This window comes from Mycobacterium sp. GA-2829 (genome assembly GCF_001499965.1).
Lineage (GTDB): Bacteria > Actinomycetota > Actinomycetes > Mycobacteriales > Mycobacteriaceae > Mycobacterium.
On record NZ_LQIT01000001.1, the window covers coordinates 210,947 to 231,508 of the forward strand.

Genomic DNA, 20,562 nt, shown 5'->3' on the forward strand with positions numbered 1-20,562 from the left:
ATGACCGCTTCAACCGGAATCGGGAGCTTCGCCGACGTCCCGCTGCGCAGCGAGCGCGCCGGCGCCCCGGCCACCGAGGGCGCGGTCACCGAACAGATCGCCGCCGCGGCCGCCGCCCACGGCTACACCCCTGACCAGCTGGACTGGGTGACGCCGGAGGGCATCGACGTCAAACCGGTCTACGTGGCCGCCGACCGCGACGCCGTCGCCGCCGCGGGCTACCCGCTCGACACCTTCCCCGGCGCCCCGCCGTTCCTGCGCGGCCCGTACCCGACGATGTACGTCAACCAGCCCTGGACCATCCGCCAGTACGCCGGTTTCTCCACCGCCGCCGAGTCCAATGCGTTCTACCGCCGCAACCTCGCCGCGGGTCAGAAGGGGCTCTCGGTCGCATTCGACCTGGCCACCCACCGCGGATACGACTCCGACCACCCGCGCGTGCAGGGTGACGTCGGCATGGCGGGCGTGGCGATCGACTCGATCCTCGACATGCGCCAGCTGTTCGACGGGATCGACCTGTCGTCGGTGTCGGTGTCGATGACCATGAACGGCGCCGTGCTGCCGATCCTCGCGCTCTACGTGGTGGCCGCCGAGGAACAGGGCGTACCGCCGGAGAAGCTGGCCGGGACCATCCAGAACGACATCCTCAAAGAGTTCATGGTCCGCAACACCTACATCTATCCGCCCAAGGCGTCGATGCGGATCATCTCCGACATCTTCGGCTACACCAGCACGAAGATGCCGAAGTTCAACTCGATCTCGATCTCGGGCTACCACATCCAGGAGGCCGGGGCGACCGCCGATCTGGAGCTGGCGTACACGCTGGCCGACGGTGTCGAGTACATCAAGGCCGGCCTCGACGCCGGGCTGTCGATCGACAAGTTCGCGCCGCGGCTGAGCTTCTTCTGGGGCATCGGCATGAACTTCTTCATGGAGGTGGCCAAGCTGCGCGCGGGCCGGCTGCTGTGGAGTGAGCTGGTCGCCGAATTCGCCCCCGAGAACGAGAAGTCGCTGTCGCTGCGCACCCACTCGCAGACCTCCGGCTGGTCGCTGACCGCCCAAGATCCGTTCAACAACGTCGCGCGCACCTGCATCGAGGCCATGGCCGCGACCCAGGGGCACACCCAGTCGCTGCACACCAACGCCCTCGACGAGGCGTTGGCGCTGCCCACCGACTTCTCCGCCCGCATCGCCCGCAACACCCAGCTGCTGCTGCAGCAGGAGTCGGGCACCACCCGGCCGATCGATCCGTGGGGCGGGTCGTACTACGTCGAGTGGCTGACCCACCAGCTGGCGACCGCAGCCCGGATGCACATTGGCGAGGTCGTCGCCCACGGCGGGATGGCGCAGGCGATCAGCGAGGGCATCCCGAAGCTGCGCATCGAGGAGGCGGCCGCCCGCACGCAGGCGCGGATCGACTCCGGTGCGCAGACCGTGATCGGCGTCAACAAGTACCAGGTGCCCGAGGACCACGAGATCGAGGTGCTCAAGGTCGAGAACAGCCGGGTGCGTGCCGAACAGCTCGCCAAGCTCGAGCAGCTGCGGGCCGATCGGGACGAGGACGCCACCCGCGCCGCGCTCGACGCGCTGACCCGCGCGGCGGGCACGGAGGGCCTCGCCGGTGAGGACGGCCTCGGCAACAACCTGCTGGCGCTGGCGATCAACGCCGCCCGCGCCAAGGCGACGGTGGGGGAGATCTCCGACGCGCTGGAAAAGGTCTACGGCCGTCACGTCGCCGAGATCCGCACGATCTCCGGGGTGTACCGCGACGAGGCCGGGACGGGTGACAACATCTCTCGCATGAGCACGGCCACCGAACTCGTGGAGAAGTTCGCAGAGGCCGACGGCCGTAGGCCGCGCATCCTCGTCGCCAAGATGGGGCAGGACGGGCACGACCGCGGCCAGAAGGTCATCGCGACCGCGTTCGCCGACATCGGTTTCGACGTCGACGTCGGCTCGCTGTTCTCGACGCCCGACGAGGTCGCCCAGCAGGCCGCCGACAACGACGTGCACGTCGTCGGGGTGTCCTCGCTGGCCGCCGGCCACCTGACGCTGGTGCCCGCGCTGCGCGACGCACTGGCCGCGGTGGGCAGGCCCGACATCATGGTCGTGGTCGGCGGCGTGATCCCGCCCGGGGACTTCGACGAGCTCTACGCCGCCGGTGCCGCCGCGATCTTCCCGCCGGGCACCGTGATCGCCGACGCCGCGACCGGGCTGCTGCACAAGCTGGCCGAGCGGCTCGGTTACGACCTCGCCTAGATGTCTAAACCGGTGATGAACCAACCGGTCGACGAACTCGCCGCCGCACTGCGCGGCGGCGACCGTTCCGCGCTCGCGCGCGCGATCACGCTGGTCGAGTCGACGCGCGCCGACCACCGCGAGCGGGCCCAGCAGCTGCTGCTGGAGCTGACGCCGCAAGCGGGCAGCGCGCTCCACGTCGGCATCACCGGCGTGCCGGGGGTGGGGAAGTCGACCACGATCGAGGCGCTCGGGATGTACCTGATCGAGCAGGGTCACCGGGTGGCAGTGCTGGCGGTCGACCCGTCGTCGACGCGCACGGGCGGGTCGATCCTCGGCGACAAGACCCGGATGGCGAAACTCGCCACGCACCGCGACGCCTACATCCGGCCGTCGCCGACCTCGGGGACGCTCGGCGGCGTGGCCAAGGCGACGCGCGAGACGATCGTGCTGCTCGAAGCCGCCGGGTACGACGTGATCCTGGTCGAGACCGTCGGGGTGGGGCAGTCCGAGGTGACGGTCGCGAACATGGTCGACACGTTCGTGTTCCTCACCCTGGCCCGCACCGGCGATCAGTTGCAGGGCATCAAGAAGGGCGTGCTCGAACTCGCCGACGTCGTGGTGGTGAACAAGGCCGACGGGGAACACGCCATCGAGGCCAAGCGGGCCGCCCGCGAACTCTCCGGTGCCATCCGCCTGATCTATCCGCGCGAAACGCTCTGGCTGCCACCGGTTTTGACGATGAGCGCCTTGGAGGGCACGGGTCTGCGGGAGCTGTGGGAGACGGTCGAGAAGCACCGCGACGTGCTGTGCGAGGCGGGGCAGTTCGAGGCGAGGCGCCGTCAGCAGCAGGTCGAGTGGACGTGGTCGATGGTGCGCGACGCCGTGCTCGACCGGGTGCTGTCCCATCCCGAGGTCCGCCGGATCCGCGTCGAGGTCGAGCGGCAGGTTCGCGACGGCGAGCTCACCCCGGCGCTGGCCGCCCGCGAGATCCTCGACGCCGCGCGCTGAACCGGTCCCTGACCTGGTCTTTAACGCTTCAATAACGCTCTGATCGGCTCTGTTTAACCTGGCATTCCGCAGGATAGATTGGTAGCTGTGACCAACCTCTCATCGCGGGGCCGCGGCGCTGGTCTCCCGCACGGTGTCCAGGGCGCGGCGGACGACGCGTTCGTCCGGACCCTGCAGGGCTTCTCGCAGCTGTTCCCCGGCCGCCGGTTCGGCGGTGGAGCGTTGTGCATCTACCTCCACGGCGAACCCGTCGTCGACGTGTGGACCGGGTACTCCGACCGGCGCGGCCGCGACTACTGGACCGCCGACACCGGCGCGATGGTCTTCTCCGCCACCAAGGGGATGGCCTCGACGGTCATCCATCGTCTGGTCGACCGCGGCCTGCTGGCCTACGACGCGCCCGTCGCCCAGTTCTGGCCGGAGTTCGGCGTCAACGGGAAGGCCGACATCACGGTGCGCGACCTGTTGCGCCACCGGGCCGGCTTGTCCCAACTCAACGGGGTGCGCAAAGCGGACCTGTTCGACCACGTCGGGATGGAGCAGCGGCTCGCGGCGGCACCGGTCAACCGGCTGCTGCGCGGTCAGCCGGCCTATCACGCGCTGACCTACGGCTGGCTGGTATCGGGGTTGGCGCGGGCGGTGACCGGACAGGGGATGGGTGACCTGATCCGCACCGAGTTGGCCGAACCGCTCAACACCGACGGACTGCACCTGGGCAGGCCGCCGGCATCGGCGCCGACCCGGGCCGCGCAGATCCTGGCCCCGCAGAGCACGCTGGCCAACCCGGTGTTCAACCTGGTCGCACCGCGGGTCGCGGCGTTGCAGTTCTCCGGGCTCTTCGGATCCATGTATTTCCCGGGGATGAAGGCCGTGGTCCAGGGCGACACCCCGTTCCTCGACGCGGAGATCCCGGCGGCCAACGGTGTGGCCACCGCCCGCGGGCTGGCCCGGATGTACGGCGCGATCGCCAACGGCGGCGCCATCGAGGGCGTGCAGTTCCTGTCGCCGCGGGTGGCGGCCGATCTGACCGGGCGGCCCAATCTGCGCCCCGATCGCAACATCGGCATCCCGCTGGCGTTCCATCTCGGATACCACAGCCTGCCGTTCGGCCTGATGCGCGGATTCGGCCACGTCGGGCTCGGCGGGTCCGTCGGCTGGGCCGATCCGTCGACCGGTCTGGCGATCGGGTTCGTGCACAACCGGCTGCTCACCCCGATGCTGCTCGACATGGGCTCCTTCGCGGGCCTGGGCGTGCTCATCCGGCGCGACGTCGCCCGTGCCCGCAGGCGTGGATACCAGGTCGTGCCCGATCTCGGCGCCCCGTTCGCGGTGCCGAAGCCGGTTGCCGGGTAGGGTCCCCGACCCCCTCTCAGGTGGCTCCGAACCCCCTTTTGTGGGGTTTTTCACCACGTTCACTGACAACGATTGTTGTCCCTGGAAAAGATTGTCCGACAGCTGAATTCACCTTTGCTTGCGCAAAGACAGTTTGCCTGTGTTCTTGCTGTGCCTGCCCCTTTCGGCCTTTGCTGGTGGCGCGAAACACATCACGATCGTTATTCGGGCTTCTGTTGCCATCGCACAGAAGTCCTGACTATTGCAATTATCAGCACACTCGGCCGACGCCACGGACACCTGTCTGATCGAAGTGATGTTGAGGTCGCAAAAAACCCCCTGTACTGCTGAAACAAGATCAGCAGCCGCCTCGAAAGCGCCGTGTGTATCCGCCGGGTCGGGCCGTAACTCGATTTACAGCAACATGCAGGAGACCTGCTAATTAGTTTGCTGAGTTCTTGCACAGCGAAAAACCTGAGAGGAACCCAAGAAAGTGCCAAGATTGACATTAGAGTTAAAAATCACTGTAACTGCAGGTCAGAGGCCTGCAGAAGGATGAATCTGCGATCTTGTCCTTGCTCGTGTAACGTTTTGGCCGCGGACATAGATCTAGCAACAGCCGAGAGGGATTTGCTCGGTACTTGCACCGGAGTCGGCGCGAGCGGTTACGCTCCGACTCGGCGCCAAGAAGGCCAAAGAGATGCAGAGGGGAGCGGACGGAGCGCGCCGAAAAGTGCTGAATTTCCGAAACTAATCGATTTTCAATCCGTCTCGAACTCCGCATCCAGTTTTAGAAGAGGTTTGCACACGTGGTCGATGCACCGGTCACTCCCATTGCCGTCATCGGAATGGCCTGCCGGCTGCCAGGGGGAATCGACTCTCCCGAGCGGCTCTGGGAGGCGCTTCTGCGCGGCGACGATTTCGTCACCGAGGTGCCACTCGACCGGTGGGACGCCGAAGAGTATTACGACCCGGAGCCCGGCGTTCCGGGCCGGTCGGTGTCGAAGTGGGGCGCATTCCTCGACGACGTCGCGGGCTTCGACGCCGAGTTCTTCGGTATCAGCGAGCGTGAGGCGACGGCGATCGACCCCCAGCACCGGCTCCTCCTGGAGACCGCGTGGGAGGCCGTCGAACACGCGGGTATCGACCCCGCCGCCCTCCACGAGACTCTGACCGGTGTCTTCATCGGTATGACGCACGGCGACTACCAGCTGGTCGCCGCCGACGCCAACGCGATCGAGGGCCCCTACGGCTTCACCGGCAACAACTACAGCATGGCCTCGGGCCGGATCTCCTACGCGATGGGGCTGCACGGCCCGTCCTTCACCGTCGACTCGGCCTGCTCGTCGAGCCTGCTGGCGATCCACATGGCCTGCCGCAGCCTGCACGACGGCGAGAGTGACATGGCGCTGGCCGGCGGTGTGTCGATCATGCTCGAACCGCGCAAGATGTCGTCGGGCTCCGCCCAGGGCATGCTCTCGCCCACCGGCCACTGCCACGCGTTCGACGTCGGCGCCGACGGCTTCGTCTCCGGTGAGGCGTCGGTCGTGCTCATGTTCAAGCGGCTCGACGACGCCCAGCGCGACGGCGACCGCATCCTGGCCGTCGTCAAGGGTTCGGCGGCCAACCAGGACGGCCACACCGTCAACATCGCCACCCCGTCGCGCACCGCGCAGGTCTCGGTCTACCGGTCGGCGCTCGCGGCGGCCGGGATGGATCCCGCGACCGTCGGCATGGTCGAGGCGCACGGCACCGGAACCCCGGTCGGCGATCCGATCGAGTACGCCGGCCTCGCCGAGGTGTACGGCACCGCCGCTCCGACCGCGCTCGGCGCGGTCAAGACCAACTTCGGCCACGGGCAGTCCGCCTCAGGCGCGATCGGCATGATGAAGGCGATCCTGTCGCTCCAGCACGCCACGGTGCCGCAGAACCTGCACTACACCCGCATGCCCGACGAGATGGCGCGGATCGACACCAACCTCTTCGTGCCGCAGGAGATCACCCCCTGGCCGCACGGCGACCGGCAGCCCCGGCGCGCCGCGGTGTCGGCCTACGGACTCTCCGGCACCAACGTGCACGCGGTGCTCGAGCAGGCGCCCGAGGCGCCCGCACCCGTCGTCGGTGAACCCACCACCAAGGCGATGCTGTTCCCGCTGTCGGCCACCTCGGCCGAAGAGCTGCGCCGCACCGCGGCCCGCCTCGCCGACTGGGTGGACGCCCAGTCGAACAGCGACCTGCGCGATCTGGCCTACACGCTGGCGCGCCGCCGCGGGCACCGACCGGTCCGCACCAGCGTCGCCGCCGCCACCCGCGAGGAGCTCATCAAGGCGCTGCGCGAGATCGCCGACGGTGAGACGCCCTACGAGCCCGCCGTCGCCAAGGGCGAACGCGGCCCGGTGTGGGTGTTCTCGGGTCAGGGTTCGCAGTGGGCGGCCATGGGCAAGGGTCTGCTCGCCACCGAACCGGTGTTCGCCGCCGCCGTGGCCGAACTCGAACCGCTGATCGCCCGCGAGTCGGGCTTCTCGGTCACCGAGGCGATGTCGGCCGCGGAGAAGGTCACCGGAATCGACCGGGTCCAGCCCACCGTCTTCGCCGTACAGGTCGCGCTCGCCGAGACCATGAAGTCCTACGGGGTCACCCCCGGTGCCGTCATCGGCCACTCCATGGGCGAGTCGGCCGCCGCGGTCGTCGCGGGCGGCCTGTCGCTGGAGGACGGCGCCAAGGTCATCTGCCGCCGCTCCAAGCTGATGGCGCGCATCGCCGGTTCCGGTGCGATGGCCTCGGTGGAGCTGCCCGCCCAGCAGGTGCTCTCGGAGCTCGCCGCGCGCGGCATCAGCGACGTGGTGCTCTCCGTGGTCGCCTCACCGCAGTCCACCGTCGTCGGCGGGGCCAAAGAGGCCATCGCTGAACTCGTCGCCGAATGGGACAGCCGCGGGGTGATGGCCCGTGAGGTCGCGGTCGACGTGGCGTCGCACTCGCCGCAGGTCGATCCGATTCTCGACGAGCTCACCGAGGTGCTCGAGGACATCGAGCCGATGGAACCGGAGATCCCGTACTACTCGGCCACGCTCTACGACCCGCGCGATCCGGCCGAGTTCGACGCCTACTACTGGGTGGATAACCTGCGGCACGCCGTGCGGTTCTCCGCCGCCGTGCAGGCCGCGCTCGAGGACGGGTTCCGCGTGTTCGGCGAGCTCGCCCCGCACCCGCTGCTGACCCACGCCGTCGACCAGACCGGACGCAGCCTCGACATGAGCTTCGCCGCGCTGGCCGCCATGCGGCGGGAGCAGGAGCTGCCCGACGGACTGCTCGGCTTCGTCGCCGACGTGCACAACTCCGGTGGCGCCGTGGACTTCGCGGTGATGTACCCGGACGGCCGGCTGGTCGACGCACCGCTGCCGACGTGGACCCACACCCACCTGATGCTGACCCGCGACGGTCAGGAGCAGGCCCAGGGCGGTTCCACCGTGGCCGTGCACCCGCTGCTCGGGGCGCACGTGCGGCTGCCCGAGGAGCCGGAGCGCCACGTCTGGCAGGTCGACCTGGGTACCGGCACCCAGCCGTGGCTGGGCGACCACCAGGTGCACAACGTCGCGGCGCTGCCCGGTGCGGCGTACTGCGAGATGGCGCTGGCCGCCTCGCGCGCGGTGTTCGGCGAGACCTCCGAGGTCCGCGACATCAGCTTCGAGGCCATGCTGCTGCTCGAGGAGCAGACGCCGGTCTCGTCGGTCGCCACCGTGAAGCGGCCCGGGGTCGCGGAGTTCGTCGTCGAGACCTATGACGAGGGCGCCGAGGTGCGCCGCGCCGCCGCCGTCCTGCACGGTGACGACGCCGCCGAGGCACCCGCCGCCTACGACATCGACGAACTGCTGACCGCCCACCCGGAGCGCCGCGAGGGCGCGGACCTGCAGAGCTGGTTCGCCGACCGCGGCATCGTCTACGGGCAGGCGTTCTCCGGCCTGGTCGCGGCGAACACCCGCGACGACGGTGGGGACACCGTCCTGGCCGAGGTGGCGCTGCCCGGGTCGATCCGCTCTCAGCAGAGCGCCTACGGCATCCACCCGGCGCTGCTCGACGCCTGCTTCCAGGCCGTCGGCGCGCACGCCGCCCTGCAGGCGGATGCGAGCGGCACGCTGATGCTGCCGCTGGGGGTGCGCAGGCTCACCGCGCACGCCTCCACCCGCAACGCCCACTACTGCTACGTGACGGTGACCAACGTCAGCGCCGCCGCCGTCGAAGCCGACATCGAGGTGCTCGACGAGGACGGTGCGGTGCTGCTCACCGTCGCCGGGCTGCGGCTTGGCAGCGGCGCGACCGCGGGCGGCCAGCGGGAGCGGCTGCTGGGCGAGCGCCTGCTCACCATCGAATGGCGCGGCCAGGACCGGCCGGAGGCCGGTCACGACGACGCCGGACGCTGGCTCGTGATCGCGACCTCCGCCGACGCCGAGGATGAGGCGGTCCGCCTTGCCGACGCACTCACCGGTGCCGAGGCCCAGGTGACCACCACCGTGTGGCCGGCCGACGGCGCCGACGCTCAGGTCGCCGCGCAGGTGCGCGAACAGCTCACCGCCGACCCCCACAGCGGTGTGCTCGTGGTGACCGCACCGGCCTTGGGCGAGCACGCCCCGGCCGCCGGTGCGGATTACGTGCGCCGACTCGTCCACATCGCACGCGAACTGCCCGAGATCCCCGGCGAACCGCCGCGGCTGTTCGTGGTGACCCGCAACGCGCAGACCGTGCTCGACGGCGACGTCGCCAACCTCGAGCAGGGTGGGCTGCGCGGGCTGATGCGGGTGCTGGCGATGGAGCATCCGGCACTGCAGCCGACGCAGATCGACCTCGACGCCGACACCGCCGCCGAGCATGTCGCCGCGCAGTTGCTGTCCGGGTCGGAGGAAGACGAAACTGCTTGGCGCGGCGGCGAATTCCACGTCGCCCGGCTGGCGGTCAGCCCGCTGCGCCCCGAGGAGCGGCGTACCACCGTCGTCGACCACGAGACCCAGGGCATGCGGCTGCAGATCCGCACGCCCGGTGACCTCGAGTCGCTCGAACTCGTCGCATTCGACCGGGTCGCACCGGGGCCGGGGGAGATCGAGGTCTCGGTGACCGCGTCGAACCTGAACTTCGCCGACGTTCTCGTCGCCTACGGGCGCTACCCGAGCTTCGAGGGCCGGCTGCCCAACCTGGGCGGCGACTTCGCCGGTGTGGTCACCGGCGTGGGTCCCGGGGTCACCGAACACCAGATCGGCGACCGCGTCGCGGGCATCTCGGCCAACGGCGCGTGGGCGACGTTCGTCACCTGCGACGCCAACCTCGCGGTCAAGCTGCCCGAGGGGCTGCCGGAGAAGCAGGCGGCCGCGGTGCCCAGTGCGCACGCCACCGCCTGGTACAGCCTGCACGACCTGGCCCGTATCGGCGCCCGTGACAAGGTGCTGATCCACTCCGCGACCGGCGGTGTGGGACAGGCCGCGGTCGCGATCGCCAAGGCCGCCGGGGCGGAGATCTACGCCACCGCGGGCAGCCCGGATCGTCGGAAGATGCTGCGGGACATGGGGATCGAGCATGTCTATGACTCCCGCAGCACGGCGTTCGCCGACGAGATCCGCCGTGACACCGACGGTTACGGCGTGGATATCGTGCTGAACTCGCTGCCGGGCGCCGCCCAGCGTGCGGGTCTGGAACTGCTGTCGTTCGGTGGCCGCTTCGTCGAGATCGGTAAGCGCGACATCTACGGCGACACCAAGATGGGCCTGTTCCCGTTCCGGCGCAACCTCGCGTTCTACGCGGTGGACCTCGCGCTGCTGACGCTGACGAACCCGAGCATCCTGCGCCGGCTGCTCGAGACGGTGTACCAGCAGATCGCCGACGGCGTGCTGCCGGTCCCGGAGACCACGCACTACCCGCTCGCCGACGGTGCCACCGCGATCCGCGTGATGGGCGCGGCCGGCCACACCGGCAAGCTCGTGCTCGACGTCCCGCACACCGGGCAGAGCACCGCGGTGGTCGCACCGGAGAACGCCGCGGTCCTGCGCGGCGACGGGGCCTACGTCGTCACCGGCGGTATGGGCGGGCTCGGCCTGTTCCTGGCCGAGAAGATGGCGGCGGCCGGTTGCGGCCGGATCGTGCTCAACGGCCGCTCGGCGCCCGGCGCCGAGGCGACCGCGGTGATCGACCGCATCCGCGCCACGGGCACCGAGGTCGAGGTGACGCTCGGCGACATCGCCGACCCAGCCACCGCCGAGCGCCTGGTCGCCGCGGCGACCGCCACCGGACTGCCGGTGCGCGGCGTGCTGCACGCCGCGGCCGTCGTGGAGGACGCGACGCTGCCCAACATCACCGATGAGCTCGTCGACCGTGACTGGGCGCCCAAGGTGCACGGTGCGTGGAACCTGCACGCCGCCACCGAGCGTCAGCCGCTCGACTGGTTCTGCTCGTTCTCCTCGGCCGCCGCGATGGTCGGTTCGCCCGGGCAGGGGGCCTACGCGGCCGCCAACAGCTGGCTCGACGCGTTCAGCCAGTGGCGGCGCGCCCAGGGGCTGCCCGCCTCGTCGATCGCGTGGGGCGCATGGGCGGAGATCGGCAAGGGTCAGGGGATGGCCGAGGACACCGCGATGGCGATCCTGCCGGACGACGGTGCCGACGCCTTCGACGCGCTGCTGCGCCACGACCGTGGCTACAGCGGTTACGCACCGGTCGCGGGTGCACCGTGGCTCACGGCGTTCGCCCAGACCAGCAAGTTCGCGGAGGCTTTCGCGTCCATCGGGCAGAGTGGCGCGGGCACCAGCGCGTTCCTGACCGAACTGTACGAACTCCCGCAGGAGGAGTGGCCGGGTCGGCTCCGCAAACTGGTCGCCGACCAGATCGGGCTGATCCTGCGCCGGTCGGTCGACGCGGACCGGCCGCTGTCGGAGTACGGTCTCGACTCGCTCGGGACGCTGGAGGTGCGGACCCGCATCGAGAACGAGACGGGTATCCGCATCGGATCGACCGACATCACCACGGTCCGTGCGCTGGCTCAGCGTCTGGCCGACACGCTCGCCGGTGATGCGGCCACATCGAGTCCGTCGTGAGGACGGCACACATGGCGTCGACGAAGTCGCCCGGGAACACACATGAAGCACGGGAGGTCTGATGGTTGCCATCAAAGCGATCCAGGACTGGATCGGCGCCCCGGGTGAGCTCGTATCCTGGGGTCCGTCGGCCACGTCGCTGGCCAAGATGGCGGATGCGCCGCGCAGCTCGGTGCCGGTGAGTTATCAACAGGAGCAACACATCCGGAACTACCGGAAGCACGTGTTGCAGGGCACCGACATGGCGCGGCTCAACATCCCCGCCTGGGACATGCCCGGCCAGTGCGACGTCCGCGCGATGACCCATGTCATCAACGCCTACATCCGCAGGCACGACACCTACCACAGCCGGTTCGAGATCACCGAGGCCGACGAGGTCGTCCGGCACACGATCGGTAACCCGCGCGACATCAAGTTCGTGCCGACCAAGCACGGCGAGATGACCGCCGACCAGTGGCGCGCGCATGTGCTGGCCACCCCGGATCCGTTGCAGTGGAACTGCTTCGGCTTCGGTGTGATCCAGCGTGCGGACCACTTCACCTTCTACATCAGCGTCGACCACGTGCACACCGACGCGATGTTCATGGGGCTCGTGCTCGTCGAGATCCACATGATGTACGCGACGCTCGTCGGCGGCGGTGCGCCGCTGAAACTGCCCGACGCGGGCAGCTACGACGACTACTGCGTGCGTCAGCGGCAGTACACCGACTCCCTGACGCTGGAGTCGCCGGAGGTCCAGGACTGGGTCCGGTTCGCCCAGAACAACGACGGCACGCTGCCGCATTTCCCGCTGCCGCTTGGTGATCCGGCCGAACCGTGCTCGGGTGAACTGCTCACGGTGCGCCTGCTCGACAAGGCGCAGGCCGAGCGGTTCGAAGCGGCGTGCAACGCCGCCGACGCCCGGTTCATCGGCGGGGTGTTCGCCTGTGCGGCGCTGACCGATCATGCATTCACCGGTGCCGACGACTACTACATCATCACGCCGACCACCACCCGCCGCACTCCCGCGGAGTTCATGACCACGGGGTGGTTCACCGGACTGGTGCCGGTCACCGTCTCGGTGGACCGCAACAGTTTCGGCGACACCGCCCGGTCAGCGCAGAAGTCGTTCGACTCCGGTCTTGACCTCGCGCACGTGCCGTTCGAGCGGGTACTCGAACTCGCCGAGTCGGTGGGCGTGCGGCCCGCCGACCCCGGGGTGCCGATGGTGTCCTACCTCGACGCCGGGTTGCCGCCGCTGTCGCCGAGCGTCATCGCGCAGTGGGAGGGCATGAACGGCAAGGTCTACAGCGATGCCCGCGCCGCGTTCCAGGTCGGGATGTGGGTCAACCGCACCGAGCGCGAAACGACTGTCACCGTGGCCTTCCCGGACAACCCGACCGCCAGGGAGTCGGTGAACCGCTACCTGCAGGTGATGATGTCGTGGTACCAGCGGGTGGCCGACGGTGACACAGGCGCTTTCGGTCGGCCCGGTGCCGGTGGGCGGCGTCGTGATGAATTGGTTCCCGTAGTCGGAGGTTGAGAAGTTGTCGACGCAGATCAGGCCTGCGCGGTTGCGATCGGGCAGGTCTTTTCGCGGTCTTGCGCCGAAAATCGAAGAGCGGCCGGGTGATCGGCTGTCATATCTGGACCAGGCGTTGTTCCTCGGCCTGCGGGCCACCGGACAGGCCGCGGTCATGCAGTGTGTGTGGGTCTACGAGCACGCCGTGGATTTCGAGGGGTTGCGGCGTTTCCACCACAACTTCGGATACGGGCTCGCGGGACGGCGGATCGAACCGTCGCCGCTGCCGTTCGGCAGGCACCGCTGGGTGTCCTCGCTCGGTCCGCCCTCGAGCATGGACATCGAGCAGACCCCGCGTCCGCGTGCGGAACTGAGCGACTGGATCGATGAGCACGCCCAGTTGCCGGTCGACCCGCAGTGGGGCCCCGCCTGGCACATGGGTGTGCTGCCGATGACCGACGGTTCGACCGCAATCAGCCTGGTCGGCTCCCACTGCATCGGCGACGGCGGCGGGGCGCTGCTGACCGTGTTCAACGCCGTCACCGGCAACACCCCCGACCTCGGGTACCCGATGCCGGGGGAGCGCACCCGGATGCGCGGGCTGGCCGCCGACGCCCGCCAGACCGTGCGCGACGCACCGGAGATCGGCCGGACCCTGGTCGCGGCGGCCAAACTCGCCTACCGCAAGCGCAAGGACTTCACCCGCTCGGGCAAGGACGCGGTCGAGACACCGCTGCGCGACGAACACGTCGTGGTGCCGTCGGTGACGTTGTTCGTCGACGGCGACGACTGGGACGCGCGGGCCGCGGCGCTGGGCGGCAACAGCTACTCGCTGCTGGCCGGGTTCGGTGCCACGCTGTCCGAACGGATGGGTCGCCAGCAGCCCGGTGACGGTTTCGTCCCCTTCATCATCCCGATCAACGACCGCACGCTCACCGACACCCGCGCCAATGCGGTGAAACTCGCCAACGCCCGGATCGATCCCCGCGGGGTGACCGAGGACCTCGCGCCGGCGCGGGCGGCGATCAAGCAGGCGCTCAAGAAGATGCGCGAGGAGCCCGACGAGACGCTCGCGCTGCTGCCGCTCACCCCGTTCATCCCCAAACGCGCCGTGAAGTCGACAGCCGATGTGGCATTCGGCTTCTCGGACCTGCCGGTGTCGTGTTCGAATCTCGGCGATCTGCCGCCGGAGATCGGCCGCATCGACGGATCCGACGCCGAATACGTGATCCTGCGCGGCGTGGACCAGTTCATCCCGCGCTCGGTGCTCGAGCAGCGCCGCGGGCTGCTGACCGTGATCGGCGCGCGGGTCCGCAACAAGATGATGGTCGCGGTGATCGCGTACCACCCGGGCGCCACGAACACCAAACCGCATCTGCGCGAACTGACCACCGCGGCGCTGGGCGACTTCGCCCTGACGCCCACGGTCATCTGAGGGGGTTGTCGATGGCGATCCAGATGCGCCCCGCGACGGCGACGGCGGGGCGGGGCGGCACCGGTGCGGTCTCCGACGACCACCTGGCCTACATCGACCAGGCGGCCTATCTGCAGCAGCGCGCCACCGGCGTCGGCAAGCTGGCGCAGGCGGTGTGGGTGTACGAGCACCCGGTGGACATGAACGCGCTCAACAGGTTTCACGCCAACCTCGACCACAGCCTGATCGGGCGCCGGGTCGAGACGTCGGTGCTGCCGTTCGGCCGCCACCGGTGGGTGAGTGCCAAGGGTGCGCCGATCGCGGTGTCCGCGCCGCGGCCCCGCGCCGACCTCAGCGACTGGATCGACGAACGGTCGGCAGTGCCGATCGACCCCGAGTTCGGCCCCAGTTGGCATCTGGGAGTGTTGCCCATGGATGACGGTTCGACCGCGATCAGCCTGGCGGCGTCGCACGTCGTCACCGACGGGATCGGATTGCTGCGCTCGATCGCCGATGCCGCCGAGGGGCGCACCCGCCACCTCGGATACGCCCCTGCCCGTTCGCGTTCCGCGCTGACGGCGCTGCGCGCCGACCTGCGGCAGACCGCCAGGGACATGCCCGAAGTCGGGCGCACCGTGGCCGCGGCGGCCAGGCTGGCCTACCGGCGGCGCCACGAACTGCGGCAGCCCGGCGACAAGCGCGCGGCCGCGGCGACCGTCGCCGAGGGCGGGGAACCGGTGATCATCCCCGCGATCAACGCGTTCATCGACGCCAAGCACTGGGACGCCTGCGCCGAGATGCGTAACGGCACCACGTATTCGCTGCTCGCCGGGTTCGCGGCGCGGTTGGCCGAACGCACCGGAAGGCACCGCCCCGACGACGGTGCGGTATCGCTGTTGATCGCGATCAGCGAGCGCACGCCCGACGACACCCGCGCGAACGCGGTGGCCGTGACCAATGCGTGCGTCGATCCCGCGCGGGTGACCGTCGACCTGACGGAGAGCCGCACTGCGATCCGGCAGGCGATCACGACGCTGCGCGAAGTCCCCGACGAGACGTTCGCACTACTGCCGCTGAACCCGTTCGTGCCCAGGCGCGCGGTAAAGCGCGCCGCGGACATCATGTTCGGCGATCTGCCGGTGTCGTGTTCCAACCTCGGCGAGATCGACCCCGCGGTGGGGCGGCCCGACGGTACCGACGCGGATTACTTCATGCTGCGCGGTGTCGACCAGAACCTCACCCGTGACCAGATCGAGCGCACCGGTGGGCAGCTTGTGGTGGTCAGTGTGCGGTTGGGCGACATGATCTCGCTCGGCATCGTGTCGTACCAGCCCGGCGGTGCCAACACCAAGCAGCACCTGCGGGACCTGACGACGCTGACGCTGGCCGAGTTCGACCTCTACGGCGAGATCGTCTGATCATGGCGGCGCCCGTGACGCGCCGTATCTTCGAGAAGGTCGGCCGCGGTACTCACACTCGTGGCCGGTGTCGTCATCTCCGCGGCGGCCTCGCGCGCGCGCTCGACGTAGCGCGGGCCCAGCACCCGGTGCAGCGCCTGGCGCAGCGATTTGCGGGTGGTGGACGAGAACCGTTGATAATCACCGACTCCGAGAGCCTTGACCCGGGCACCCCAGATCGGTTGTTCGGCGCCCACCCACAACACCAGCGTCGGCACCCCGGCGCGCACCCCGGCCGCCGTCGTCCCCGCCCCACCGTGGTGGACCACCGCACGGCACAGTGGGAAGACCGCGGCGTGGTTGACGCTGCGCACCACCTTCACATGCGGGCCGTGCCGCAGCCCCTCGATGTCCCACACACCCGAGCAGATCAGAGCCCGCTCACCGAGATCGGCGCACGCCGCGTCGATCATCGCGACCGCGTCGGCGGGCGACTTGACCGGCATGCTGCCCCATCCGAAGTAGACCGGTGGGGTGCCTGCGGCGATCCAGGACAGCACGTCGGCGTCGGCGTCGGTGTGCTTCTCGAGTGTGATTCCGCCCACCAGCGGCCGGTCCGGGCCCCACTCGTCGACGAGACCCGGGAAGAAGATCCTGTCGTAGGCCTGGATCTCGAGCGCGCCCGCGTCGAGCATTCGGCGCACCGCGCGGGTCTTGGCCGGTGGCAGGCCGAGTTCGCGTCGCTGGTCGTCCTCGGCGCCCTTGAGGACCCGCCAGTGCGCCCATTCGCCGACCGTCCACGCCGGCCCGATCACGGCCGAGGGCAGCGGTACGGGCAGCACCTTGGTGTTCGGCCGCACCGGGAAATAGTGCAAAGCGGCCAGCGGGATGCCGTGGGCCGCAGCGACATTCGCGGCGAGTTCCTGATAGGTGGTGCCGGTCAGGATCAGGTCGGCGCCGTCGGCGAGCGCGCTCAGCGAGCTGCTCATCTCCGCCCAGCCCTCGACGACGTATTCGCGCGCCTCCCGCAACACGGTGAGCGGATTACGCAGCTTGTACCACTCGCGGAAGATGTCGGCGTCGAGCTGCTGCTGGGAGTCCACACCGTAGGACACCGGGACACCGAGGCCGCACTCCTCGACGAACCGAACGAGGTTGGGCGGCACCGCGGTCCGCACCTCGTGTCCGCGCCGGGCCAGTTCGAGTCCGACGGCCGCGCAGGGTTCGACGTCACCCCTGGTGCCGTGGACGGCGACCACGAACTTCATCGGTTGCGCTCGCGACGGGCGACGGGGTGTAACGGCGGCAAGGGCACACCCGATTACAACATGACTTGTTCTGTGAATCGTCTCGACGGGTGCTCGGCGCCAGGGGTTTTGATCTTGTGAGCCGTGTAGCGTGAAAATCATGTTCGACCGCACCAGGCTCCGTGGTGCGTTAGCCGACGGGGGACTTCCCCAACTCGGTCGATTCATCGTCCGCCATCCCGTTCTCATCATCGTCGCCTGGGTGGCGACGGCCGCGGTGCTGTTCCTGCTCATCCCGCCGCTCGCCGTGGTGTCCCAGAAGAACCCGCCGGAGTTCCTGCCCAAGGACGCGCCGGTCATGGTCGACAGCAAGAAGATGAGCGATGCGTTCAAGGGTGCGGCGGAGACCAACACCGGCAACCTCAACGTCGTCATCCTCAGCAACGACAACGGGCTGCAACCCCAGGACGAGGAGACCTACAAGACCCTCGTCGAACGCCTGAAGGCCGATACCGAACACGTCATCTCCACGCAGGACTTCGTCACCACCCCGGAACTGCGGGAGGTGATGACCAGCGAGGACGGCAAGGCGTGGAACCTGCCTGTGAGCCTGAAGGGCAACATGGGCACCCCGACCGGGCAGGCGGCTTACCGTGCGGCGTCCAAGATCGTCAAGGAGGCGACCGCCGACACCACCCTCCAGGCGAACATGGTCGGGGCGGCCGCCACGCTCGAGGACATCAACGCGATCGGCGCGCGCGACCAGCGGGTGATCGAGATCGCCACGGTCGGGACGATCTTGACCATCCTGCTGGTGGTCTACCGCAGCATCGTCGGGATGCTGATCCCGTTGCTGACGATCGGGCTGGCACTGGGGGTGGCCAACCAGGTCGTCGCGGGGTTGGGTGAACTCGGGCTCGGACTGGGCCCGCAGACCATCGTGTTGATGACCGGCATGCTGATGGGCGCGGGCACCGACTTCTCCATCTTCTTCTTCAGCCGATATCACGAACTGGTGCGCGAAGGCCTGGAGTCCGACGACGCGATGATCGGTGCGCTGGTCACGATCGGCAAGGTGGTCGCGGGGTCCGCGGCGACGACGGCGATCGCGTTCCTCGGCCTGGCGTTCACCACCCTTGGTGTGTTCGCCACCGTGGGGCCCGCGCTGTCGGTGACCATCGCGATCGGCTTCCTGGCGTCGATCACGCTGCTGCCCTCGCTGATCGTGCTCGCCGGGCGGCGCGGCTGGGTCAACCCCCGCAAGGACCTCACCGGGCGGTTCTGGCGTCGCTCGGGTATCCACATCGTCCGCAGGCCGGTCGTCCACCTCGTCGGCAGCCTCGCCGTGCTCATCGCGCTGGCCGGCTGCGCGGCGTTCATCCAGTTCAACTACGACGATCGCAAGGCGCTGCCCGCGGACTCGGAGAGCAACCGCGGCTACGAGGCGATGGACGACCACTTCCCGATCAGCACGACGATGCAGCAGTTCGTCGTGATCCACGCGCCCGATCAGGACCTGCGGTCCCCCCGCTCGTTGGCCGACATGGAGGAGATGGCGCAGCGGATCGCCGCGCTGCCCGACATCGACATGGTGCGCGGCATCACCCGGCCGACGGGGGAGATGCTCGAACAGGCCAAGGCGACCTACCAGGCCGGTGAGGTGGGCGGAAAGCTCGACGAGGCGTCCACCCTCATCGCCGACAACGACACCAACCTCAACACCCTCAGCGGCGGCGCCCACCAGCTCGCCGACGTCCTCGACCAGATCCGCGACGGTGTGATGGGCGCGGTCGGCAGCGTGCGCGGGCTGGCCGGGGCGCTCGACGAGATGTCGAACAAGTACGGCGGCGCCAAGACCCTCGACGAGATCGACCGCACGGCGCGGCTCGTCACCAACATGCGCGACCTGGGCAACGCGATCGGCGTCGACGTCAACCGGATGACCGACGTCTATGCCTGGGCCGACCCGGTGCTGCGGTCCCTGGACACCAGCCCCACCTGTGACGCGGACCCCGAGTGTGTGCAGTCCCGCGAGGACATGCGCCGGATCGTCAGCACCCGCGAGAGCCCGTACCTCAACGCGATCTCCGACCTGGGCAGCCAGCTGCAGGACACCGAGGGTTACCAGACCCTCGACGAGACGATCCAGGGGCTGAGCAAGAACCTCAAGATCGCGACCTCCGCGGCGCGCGAACTCGGTCTCGATGAGCCGAACGGCGTGCAGAACAAGATCAAAGAGGTCACCCAGGGCGCCAACACGCTGGCCGATTCCAGCAGGCAGCTCGCCGAGGGCGTGCAGCTGCTGGTCGACCAGACCAAGAACATCGGCGGCGGCCTCGATCAGGCGTCGGACTTCCTGTTGGCGATGAAGCGCGACGCCGCCGACCCCAACCAGTCGGGTTTCTACATCCCGCCGCAGATCCTCACCCAGCCGGAGTTCAAGAAGGCCGCGAACCTGTTCGTCGCCAAGGACGGGCACACCGCGCGTTACCTGGTGCAGACCGCGCTGGACCCGTTCGGCACCGAGGCGATGGACCAGGTCGCCGACATCATCGCCGCCGCCGAGAGCGCTCGGCCGAACACCACGCTGGCCAACGCCGAGGTCACAATGGTGGGCTTCTCACCGGTGCAGGACAACCTGCGGGAGTACTACAACGGCGACATCCGGTTCATCATCATCGTCACCCTGCTGGTGGTGTTCGTGGTGCTGGTGATATTGCTGCGGGCGATCGTGGCGCCGATCTACCTGGTGGCCTCGGTGGTCCTGTCGTACGTGTCCGCGATCGGCATCGGCGTGCTGTTCTTCCAATTCATCCTCGGCCAGGAGTTGGCCTGGACGGTGCCCGGCATGGCTTTCCTGGTGCTGGTGGCCGTCGGCGCCGACTACAACCTGCTGCTGATCGCGCGAATACGCGAGGAGTCCCGCGACGGGATCCGCACCGGCATCATCCGTACCGTGGGAGCCACCGGCGGCGTGATCACCTCTGCCGGACTGATCTTCGCGGCGTCGATGCTGTCGCTGACGGTCAGCAGCATCGGCACGGTCATCCAACTCGGGTTCGTCATCGGCGTCGGCCTGCTACTCGACACGTTCATCGTCCGCACCGTCACCGTGCCTGCGGCCGCGGTGCTGATCGGCAAGGCGAACTGGTGGCCGTCGAAACCGAAGTTCGAGGAACGTCCACCGCGGGCCGAGGTGGGCGAAGACGAAGGCGACACCGAACCGCTGGCGGTCCCGCTGCGCGGTCGGGCGCGCGTGCGGCAGAGTCTGCTGGAGGCCACGGCCTCGCACCGGCGCTCCCGCAGTGGTGGGCGAGTACTCAGTGGCGGACAATAGTCCGGCGTCACCGTG

Annotated in this window: 9 protein-coding genes; 8 read left to right on the forward strand and 1 reads right to left on the reverse strand. The window is 69.0% G+C overall.

Annotated features, from left to right (window positions below; genetic code table 11):
- The 7 genes from scpA to AU194_RS01045 all read left to right on the forward strand — a co-directional run bounded on the left by scpA (window position 1) and on the right by AU194_RS01045 (window position 15,984).
- A complete protein-coding gene (scpA, locus tag AU194_RS01015) occupies window positions 1-2,259 on the forward strand; it encodes a methylmalonyl-CoA mutase (RefSeq protein WP_059087349.1) in 2,259 nt (752 codons plus the stop codon).
- Window positions 2,260-3,249 (forward strand): methylmalonyl Co-A mutase-associated GTPase MeaB, encoded by a 990-nt coding sequence (gene meaB / locus AU194_RS01020; RefSeq protein ID WP_197417475.1) that lies wholly within the window; start codon window positions 2,260-2,262, stop codon window positions 3,247-3,249. It begins immediately after the preceding gene.
- An 87-nt stretch (window positions 3,250-3,336) separates the two neighbouring features.
- A complete protein-coding gene (locus tag AU194_RS01025; protein WP_059087351.1) occupies window positions 3,337-4,602 on the forward strand; it encodes a serine hydrolase domain-containing protein in 1,266 nt (421 codons plus the stop codon).
- Window positions 4,603-5,390: 788 nt separating this feature from the next.
- On the forward strand, window positions 5,391-11,651 hold the full coding sequence (pks2, locus tag AU194_RS01030; RefSeq protein ID WP_059087352.1) for a type I polyketide synthase: 6,261 nt from the start codon (window positions 5,391-5,393) through the stop codon (window positions 11,649-11,651).
- A gap of 61 nt (window positions 11,652-11,712) precedes the next feature.
- Window positions 11,713-13,173 (forward strand): condensation domain-containing protein, encoded by a 1,461-nt coding sequence (locus AU194_RS01035; protein WP_059087353.1) that lies wholly within the window; start codon window positions 11,713-11,715, stop codon window positions 13,171-13,173.
- Window positions 13,174-13,177: 4 nt separating this feature from the next.
- Window positions 13,178-14,587: a hypothetical protein gene (locus AU194_RS01040; protein ID WP_082698419.1), complete on the forward strand. Its 1,410-nt coding sequence runs from the start codon at window positions 13,178-13,180 to the stop codon at window positions 14,585-14,587.
- A gap of 11 nt (window positions 14,588-14,598) precedes the next feature.
- The gene (locus AU194_RS01045) at window positions 14,599-15,984 is read left to right on the forward strand and encodes a hypothetical protein (protein ID WP_059087355.1); all 1,386 of its coding nucleotides are present in this window, start codon (window positions 14,599-14,601) and stop codon (window positions 15,982-15,984) included.
- Here AU194_RS01045 and AU194_RS01050 read toward each other — a convergent pair.
- A complete protein-coding gene (locus AU194_RS01050) occupies window positions 15,966-17,231 on the reverse strand; it encodes a glycosyltransferase (protein WP_059087356.1) in 1,266 nt (421 codons plus the stop codon). The genes AU194_RS01045 and AU194_RS01050 overlap by 19 nt on opposite strands.
- Window positions 17,232-17,370: 139 nt before the next feature.
- Here AU194_RS01050 and AU194_RS01055 point away from each other — a divergent pair, with 139 nt between their 5' ends.
- Window positions 17,371-20,547: an RND family transporter gene (locus AU194_RS01055; RefSeq protein ID WP_059087510.1), complete on the forward strand. Its 3,177-nt coding sequence runs from the start codon at window positions 17,371-17,373 to the stop codon at window positions 20,545-20,547.
- Window positions 20,548-20,562 lie beyond the last annotated feature (15 nt).